General features: G+C 70.3%; 9 protein-coding genes. 1 reads left to right on the top strand and 8 read right to left on the bottom strand.

Annotated elements, in window-relative coordinates:
* Nucleotides 1-57: 57 nt before the first annotated feature.
* The 3 genes from ACWEMY_RS21390 to ACWEMY_RS21380 form a co-directional block, all read right to left on the bottom strand.
* A complete protein-coding gene (locus ACWEMY_RS21390; protein WP_375933078.1) occupies nt 58-549 on the bottom strand; it encodes a hypothetical protein in 492 nt (163 codons plus the stop codon).
* Between the two features lie 29 nt (nt 550-578).
* Nucleotides 579-1,043: a YfbM family protein gene (locus tag ACWEMY_RS21385; RefSeq protein ID WP_452391423.1), complete on the bottom strand. Its 465-nt coding sequence runs from the start codon at nt 1,041-1,043 to the stop codon at nt 579-581.
* 100 nt (nt 1,044-1,143) lie between these two features.
* Complete coding sequence (locus ACWEMY_RS21380) at nt 1,144-1,668, bottom strand: hypothetical protein (protein ID WP_452391422.1); 525 nt, start codon at nt 1,666-1,668, stop codon at nt 1,144-1,146.
* Nucleotides 1,669-1,800: 132 nt separating this feature from the next.
* Here ACWEMY_RS21380 and ACWEMY_RS21375 point away from each other — a divergent pair, with 132 nt between their 5' ends.
* Entirely contained in the window at nt 1,801-2,670 is an 870-nt protein-coding gene (locus tag ACWEMY_RS21375; RefSeq protein WP_452391421.1) for a helix-turn-helix domain-containing protein, read from the top strand.
* A 12-nt stretch (nt 2,671-2,682) separates the two neighbouring features.
* On the opposite strand, the gene ACWEMY_RS21370 is transcribed toward ACWEMY_RS21375, so the two are convergent.
* From ACWEMY_RS21370 to ACWEMY_RS21350, 5 genes are all read right to left on the bottom strand, one after another.
* Nucleotides 2,683-3,795 (bottom strand): MFS transporter, encoded by a 1,113-nt coding sequence (locus tag ACWEMY_RS21370; RefSeq protein ID WP_452391420.1) that lies wholly within the window; start codon nt 3,793-3,795, stop codon nt 2,683-2,685.
* A 165-nt stretch (nt 3,796-3,960) separates the two neighbouring features.
* A complete protein-coding gene (locus ACWEMY_RS21365; RefSeq protein ID WP_452391419.1) occupies nt 3,961-4,272 on the bottom strand; it encodes a helix-turn-helix domain-containing protein in 312 nt (103 codons plus the stop codon).
* Between the two features lie 6 nt (nt 4,273-4,278).
* Nucleotides 4,279-4,635: a type II toxin-antitoxin system RelE/ParE family toxin gene (locus ACWEMY_RS21360; RefSeq protein WP_452391418.1), complete on the bottom strand. Its 357-nt coding sequence runs from the start codon at nt 4,633-4,635 to the stop codon at nt 4,279-4,281.
* Between the two features lie 39 nt (nt 4,636-4,674).
* Complete coding sequence (locus ACWEMY_RS21355; RefSeq protein ID WP_452391417.1) at nt 4,675-5,343, bottom strand: response regulator; 669 nt, start codon at nt 5,341-5,343, stop codon at nt 4,675-4,677.
* Nucleotides 5,344-5,439: 96 nt separating this feature from the next.
* Nucleotides 5,440-6,837 carry a sensor histidine kinase gene (locus ACWEMY_RS21350; RefSeq protein WP_452391416.1) on the bottom strand — a complete coding sequence of 466 codons (1,398 nt, stop codon included), beginning with the start codon at nt 6,835-6,837 and terminating at the stop codon, nt 5,440-5,442.
* Nucleotides 6,838-6,966 lie beyond the last annotated feature (129 nt).

Raw genomic sequence — 6,966 nt, 5'->3', positions numbered from 1 at the left:
TATACCTAGCCCGCCCCCTAATGGTTGGGGGGGGGGGACTTCGTTATCGTCAGAGCCTCACACACCCAGTTCATCGCAGAGGTCGACGTAGCGCTCGAGGTAATCCGGCGTCGATCGGTGCCTCCCCAGCCCGACGGTGTCGAATTCGTCCGACCCGGCCATGGCGACGATGCCGAGTATTCGCAGCGCGGCATTGACGGTCGAGACGGACCGGATCGCCGCACCGGCAAGGCAGACGGCACCCCACTGGGCACCGACACCCGCCGAGTAGTCCGTGTGGACCACGGCGAAGCTGGGATCGAGCCGTGCCGTGAGGTCGGCGACGATCACCCGTATGACGTCTTCTCCCGGGAAGAGCGCGGGCATCCCGCGCGGCCGCTCCATCTGTCCCGTAACACCGTGCACGGCTTGCCAATACGCGGTGTAGTAGTGCGTCACATGGAGCAGGCTCAGTCCGTCATACAGCGGCACCGGCACCAGGTCCCATCGAGCGGCCGCATCCGTATCGATGGCTTCCGGCACGACAAGCGCTGTGATCGAATGTCCCACGGCTCGAACCTATCGCGCCGGTTCCCGGGTCAGCCGAAGTGTTGCAGGAGGCCGGAGCCGTGTTCGGCGGCGTGGCGGAAGACCTGTTCGAGGGCGGCGTAGTGGTGGCGTAGGTAGTTCAGGGCGTCCTGGCCGTCGCGGGTCCAGATGGCGGGGTATATCCCGGCGCCGTCCATTGTCACGGGGTCGAAGAACAGGGCCAGTTCGTCGAAGGGGAAGCGGGTGAGGGCTTTCGCGGCGGCGGCGACGTCGTCCGGGTGCCACGCGAAGTAGTTGTCGTCGGGGAGCGGGCGGCCGTTGTCGAACAGGCTGACTCCGACGTTCGCCTGGAGCAGCAGGAATTCCAGGCCCGCCCAGGATTTGTCCAGGTAGCCGTCGGGTCCGTTGTCGTGGCGCTCCACGTCGTCGAGGAAGTCGTCCGGCCAGTCCGTCGTCGCCGCAAGCTGTTCCAGCTCCACGGCGCTCACCCTGGTGAACGACATGATCACCCCCATGATGTAACTCCTCTTCCTCCCGTTGAGTGTCCGCCGAAGCTAGCAGCGGGCACCGACACGAGACCTCACTCGTGGGAAGAGGTTTCGTTCCCGGCGCAGGTCAGTGGGGTGTGAGGTCGGCGAGGAACCGGTCGGCTGCGCGGTGTGAGCGCACGCGGACGAAGGTGCGATGCGCGAAGGCCGGGTCGTTCTGGGCGGCGAGGTAGCGGGTTCGGTTGCGGTCGTAGGTCGTCCACGCCCACATGATCACCGACTGTGCGGGCCGCAGCGCGAACAGATTGCGCCAGTTCTCCCGGTTGCCGTTCCACAGTTCCTCGCGGGTGAACGCCCGGCTCACCGAACGCCGGACGATCTGGAACATCACCTGCGCCTTGGGCAGGTCGAACCAGACCACGGTGTCGGCCCGATCCCAGACCAGGAAGCCGAGCTTGCTGTGATACGCGCCGTCGGCCACCCAGCGCTCGGGGGCGATCCGCTCGCTGACCTCGGCCCGGAACTGTTCGGTCGGCAGCGGCGTCCAGTCGGCGCGATGGTGGATGGCGTCGAGTTCGATGTGCGGGATTCCCAGCTGCCGGGAGATCCGCCGGGCCAGCGAGCTCTTCCCCGACCCGGACGTACCGACCACCGATATCCGCCGCGCACTCACCACCCGGCCATTATCCACGGGGACGGGGGCGGCGATTCGGTGTGCTGCGCCGGGATCGGACGGTCTTGCTACCGTGAGATTCCGTTGGAGTTCCACCGTGAGGGGTGTCGGGTGTCGCTGGTCGATTCGGATGCGCGCGGCCTCGAAGAAGTGCTCGCGGGGCTGCGGTGGCGCTTCGCCGGGCGCGACGAGTTCGTGCTGGCGGCCGGTGGGTGGGCGCATCCGGCGGGGGAGTCGAGCGCGCTGATCGTGCTCGACGGCCTGATCCGCGTGGAGGGTCTGGCCGTGCCGGAAGACCTGGCGTGTGGCGATTTCCTGTTCGTCCCCGGCGCGCATCGCTGCGCCGTCCAAGCACTCGCCGACAGCACCGTGCTGCACGTCCGGCTGACCCCGGCCGCCACCGGCAGCGCCATGGCGGCCCTGCCCGAGCGAGTGCTGCTGACCGACTTCGTGCGGCATTCCCCACTGGCCGCGACCATGTTCCGCCACCTCGTACAGGAGTGCGCCGACCCGTTCGGTGTGCAGGGCGACCGCGTCGCCACCCTGATCGCCGCGATGGCCGTGGAGGCCTGGCATGCCCTCGGCTGCGCGCCGAAGCGCTGGCTGCTGCGGGTCGACGAGCCCGGCATCGCGCGGGCAGTGGCCGCCATCCACGCCGACCCCGGCCGGGACTGGACCGTCGAAGCCCTGGCCCGCGTCGCGTTGGCCTCCCGCTCCGGGTTCGCCGCCCGCTTCCAATCAGCCACCGGACGCACCCCCGGCCGCTACCTCACCGAGCTGCGCCTGGACCGCGCCCAGCACGCGCTCGCCGAGACCGACGCCGCCATCGCCACGATCGCCCGTCGCCTCGGCTACCGCTCCGAGACCGCCTTCGGCCGGGCCTTCCGCCGCCATACCGGCCGCACCCCGTCACAGTGGCGGCGCGAAACCGGGACCCCGTCCGGTGAGGCCGCCGAACGGGACCCGCGGGCCGCCGGCTGAGCCGGGGAACCGTCAGCGCCGGGCCAGCGACGCCCGGACGAGCACCCCGCCGAGCACGGCCGCACCGGCCGCGAGCCAGTAGGTGGGGGTCAGGCCGAGGGTGTCGACGCCGCGTCCGCCGACGGCCGAACCCAGGATGATCGCGGTCTGGAACCCGGCGACGACGAGGCCGCTGCCCGCTTCGATCCGGTCGGGAAGCACACGGGATATCCAGACCTGCACCAGATTCAGGATGCCGCCGAAGGCCCCGCCCCAGATCACCACCGCGACATAGGCCAGCGCGGGGACGGCCCCGGAGGCGATGATCGCCGCGAGCGACAGCCCGATGGCGACGGGGACGGCGAGCAGCAGGGTCGCGAGATGCTTGTCGGCCAGCGATCCGAGCACGAAATTGCCGAGCAGACCACCGATTCCGAACAGCGCGAGCAACACCGGGATCGCCGCCGGGCCCGCGCCGAGCAGTTCGGCGAGGGCGGGCCGGATGTAGGTGTATCCGGCGAAATGCCCGCCGATGACCGCCACAATGGCAACCACCCCCAGCGTCACCCCCGGGGCCCGCAGCGCGCTGCCCATCGCGGCGAAACCGATGCCCTCCCTCGGCGCGATCGGCGGCAGGATCAGCCGCACCGTCACCGCGGCGGCGAGCGTCAGCCCCGCCGCCACCACGAACACGACCCGCCAGCCGGCGAAGGTGCTCAGCAGCACGCCCAGCGGGACACCGGCCACCGTCGCCACGGTGGTGCCCGCGTTCACGATCATCATCGCCTTGCCGAGCCGCTCGGCGGGCACCAGCTGCGCCGCGATCACCAGCGCCATCGACCAGTACCCGCCCACGGCCACACCCAGCAGCAGCCGCGCCACCAGCAGCAACCCGATATTCGGCGCCACCGCCACCAGCACATTCGACGCCACCGCCGCGATCGTGAGCCCCAACAGCAGCGTGCGCCGATCCAGCCGCGGGAACACCGCCCCCAACCCGAGCGCCGCCAGCAACGCCGTCACCGCCGTCACACTCACCGAAAGCCCGACGACCCCCTCGCGCACCCCCAGATCCCGCGCGATCGTCGTCAACACCCCCGGCGGCAGGAACTCCGCCGTCACCAGCGAAAAACTGCCGAGAAACATCGTGAGCAACGCAGGCCAGGCCCGCCGTCCCACCACCGGCCCAACACCGGCCGTCAAGGTCGTAGTCATGCCAGATGCAACAACGCCCGGCCCCCACCCGCCCGACCGAAACGCCATGGCGCCCGACCGAAACGCCACGGGTGTCCGTGACTCAGCCGGATGCGTTCACGCCGCGTCGAGCTTCTCGAAGCGAGCGACGAAACGTACTTCCAGGGCATGGGCCAATCGCTCGAGCATGCCGATCGTGGGTGTGCCACCGCCGGATTCGAGGCGCGACACCTCAGGCTGACGCAGGCCCGCGCGTTCGGCCAGCTGCGTCTGGGTGAGTCCGAGTTCCAGTCGTCGTTCCCGGATCGCCTGCGCCAGTTCGATGGCCAGGATCGCCTCAGCGCGTCCCGCCTCGTACTCTCCCGCGTCGAAATCCGGACGGCTCATCCGTTCACGCCGCAGGTCATCCATCGACGGGTGCTCAGTCATGGTCGGTTACCTCCTGTCGAAATCCGTGTGGGCGCGGCCGTGCTCCGCCTCACACACTTTGCGCGCGGCCCGTGCTCGTGCGACTTCCTCAGTCTCGCGCATCCGTGTCTTGTAGAAGACGGTCAGCAACACGACGCGGCGGCCCTCGGCGAGCCAATAGGTGATTCGGACCTGGCGCGGGTGGAGGTGGAATCGTAACTCCCGGACACCCGCGCCGAGATTCCTCGACCACGGCTCGCCGAGCGTGGTCGCGCGCTCGGCGAGCATGCCCACATACACGTCTACCTGGGCGAACTCGCGATGCGTCAACGAGCGAAGCCATCCAGCCACTTCGGGCTCGAGTTCCACCGCGTAGAGGTGCATAGGATTGATCCTATATAAGATCAATCCTATACGGCAAGGTTATTGCCAGCCCGGGCGGACCAGTCCTGATTCGTAGGCGAGGACGACGAGTTGGGTGCGGGCGCGGGCGGCGAGTTTCGTGAGGATGCGGCTGACGTGGGTGCGGGCGGTGGCGGGGCTGAGGTGGAGGCGGGCGGCGATCTCGGCGTTTGTGAGGCCCTCGGCGACGAGGGTCATCACCTCGCGTTCGCGGTCGGTGAGCGCGGCGAGGGCATCCGGGGGTGGCTGTTTGGTGTGGGTGGCGAATTCGGCGAGCAGGCGGCGGGTGACACCGGGGGAGAGCAGGGCCTCGCCCTCGGCGACCACGCGGACCGCGCGCAGCAGATCGGCCGGTTCGGTGTGTTTGACCAGGAAGCCCGAGGCGCCGGCGCGAATCGCCTCGAAGACGTATTCGTCGAGCTCGAAGGTGGTGAGCACGACCACCCGCACCTCGGACAGGTGCGCGTCGTCGGCGATCATCCTGGTGGCGGCGAGGCCGTCGAGGATCGGCATCCGGATGTCCATGAGCACCACGTCGGGCACCAGCGAGCGGGTCATCCGCACGGCCTGTTCGCCGTTGTCGGCCTCGCCGACCACCTCGATGTCGTCCTGCGCGTCGAGCAGGGCCACGAAACCGCCCCGCACCAGCGCCTGGTCGTCGGCGACGAGCACCCGGATCGCGCGGCTCATGCCGTTCCCCTCATCCCGCGGACGTCACGGTCCGCCGAACGCCCGCCCCGGCGGGCATCCGCGGCGGCGCGGGGCAGCGCGATCATGACGGTCGCCTCATGCGGTGGCCTCGCTCTGCCCATCGGACGAGCTCCGCCTGTTCTCGGCCGCCCGCGACTCCGGTGTCCGGGACTCGTGGTCCGGCGCACCCGTCCGAAGCGTCGCAGCGCCGGTGGCGGCGTCGCCGGACGCACTCCTGCCCCGGGCCGGGGCGGAACCCGCTGGTCGCGCGGGCAATCGCGCGGCCACGCGGAACCCTCCGGACGGGCGCGGCCCGGCGGTCAGCGCGCCGCCGAGCGCGTGTGCCCGCTCGCGCATGCCGATGATCCCGTTGCCGCCGGGTCCGGTGCGCACGGTGGTGCCGGTGGGGCGGGTGTTGTCGACGGTGATGTCGACCGTTTCGGGGGTGTAGCGCAGCGTGACGGTGGCGACGGCGCCGGGCGCGTGCCGGATGACATTGGTCAGCGATTCCTGGATGATCCGCGCGGCGGCCACATCGATGACGCTGGGCAGCTTCTTGGGGGTGCCGATGATCTTGGTCTCGACGGCCAGGCCGGTGGCGCGGGTGCGTTCCAGCAGGGTGTCGAGATCGTCGAGTGAGGGCGCGGGCGCGCGCGGCGCGGGACGCGGTGGTGGCACGGGCGCGGGCGAATCAGGGGTGGCGGCAACAGGTTCGGCGGGCACCTCCGGCGCCACCGTGGCCCCGCTGCGGATGGCGTGCAGCAGCGTGTGCACCTCGGCCAGCGCCTCTTTCGAGGTGGTCTTGATGGTGGCCAGCGCGGCCGCCGCCTGCTGCGGCTTGCGATCGAACAGCTCGAGCGCCACCGAGGACTGCACATTGATCAGCGAGAGACTGTGCGCGAGCACGTCGTGCAGCTCGCGCGCGATGGCCAGCCGCTCCTCGCTCGCGGCCCTGGCCTGCTGGGCCTGCTCGTCGCGGTGGGCCGCCTCGGCGCGCTGCTCGCGCGCCAGCACGACCGCGCGGCGCAGCCGGATACCCTCGGCGATCCCGACCAACACCCCGATCCAGGCGAGCAGCCCGAACACCTGCCAGGCGCCGGTGTCCCTGCCGAGCAGCGCGGGCACCGGCCACACCATGGTGAGGAACCCGAGCGCGGCCAACGGATAAGTGCGCCAGCGTGATCCGGTGACGGCGGCGGTGAGGAAGGCGATCACCAGCGACAGGAAGATCGGCCCGTACCCGTAGTCGCGCAGCACATACGACACGGCCGCCAGTAGCGTCACCAGCAGCACGGGTTCCGGCAGCAACCGCCGGAAACCCAGCGCGATCGGCCCGGCCAGCAGCAGCAGATACGCGAACGCGTCGAGCGCGCGCACCCCCGTCTGATGCCCGTTCGCGCCGGAACTGCCGGCGAGCTGGATCACCGCGACAACCACCGCCAGGCCCCAGTCACCGACGACCGAGCCACGCTCCCACTTCGCAGACGCTCCCACCTCTGTCACCCTATTGCGTACCGGGGCCGCGCGCGTCGGCCCGCACCCGTAAATCTGGTCGCGGGCGGTAGGTCGCGCGACGTAGGCCGATTGCCGCTCCGGGACGGATGCCGCACCGGCACCTCGCCG

Source organism: Nocardia sp. NPDC004415 (assembly GCF_053602435.1).
Note: the sequence above shows the minus strand (reverse complement) of the source record. Positions and strands in the feature narration are given on the sequence as shown.

Coding starts and splice junctions, on each gene's coding strand:
- ACWEMY_RS21385 (WP_452391423.1), bottom strand. CDS start 1,043: ATGGGGGTGATCATGTCGTTCACCAGGGTGAGCGCCGTGGAGCTGGAA.
- ACWEMY_RS21370 (WP_452391420.1), bottom strand. CDS start 3,795: ATGTTTCTCGGCAGTTTTTCGCTGGTGACGGCGGAGTTCCTGCCGCCG.
- ACWEMY_RS21365 (WP_452391419.1), bottom strand. CDS start 4,272: ATGACTGAGCACCCGTCGATGGATGACCTGCGGCGTGAACGGATGAGC.
- ACWEMY_RS21360 (WP_452391418.1), bottom strand. CDS start 4,635: ATGCACCTCTACGCGGTGGAACTCGAGCCCGAAGTGGCTGGATGGCTT.
- ACWEMY_RS21355 (WP_452391417.1), bottom strand. CDS start 5,343: ATGAGCCGCGCGATCCGGGTGCTCGTCGCCGACGACCAGGCGCTGGTG.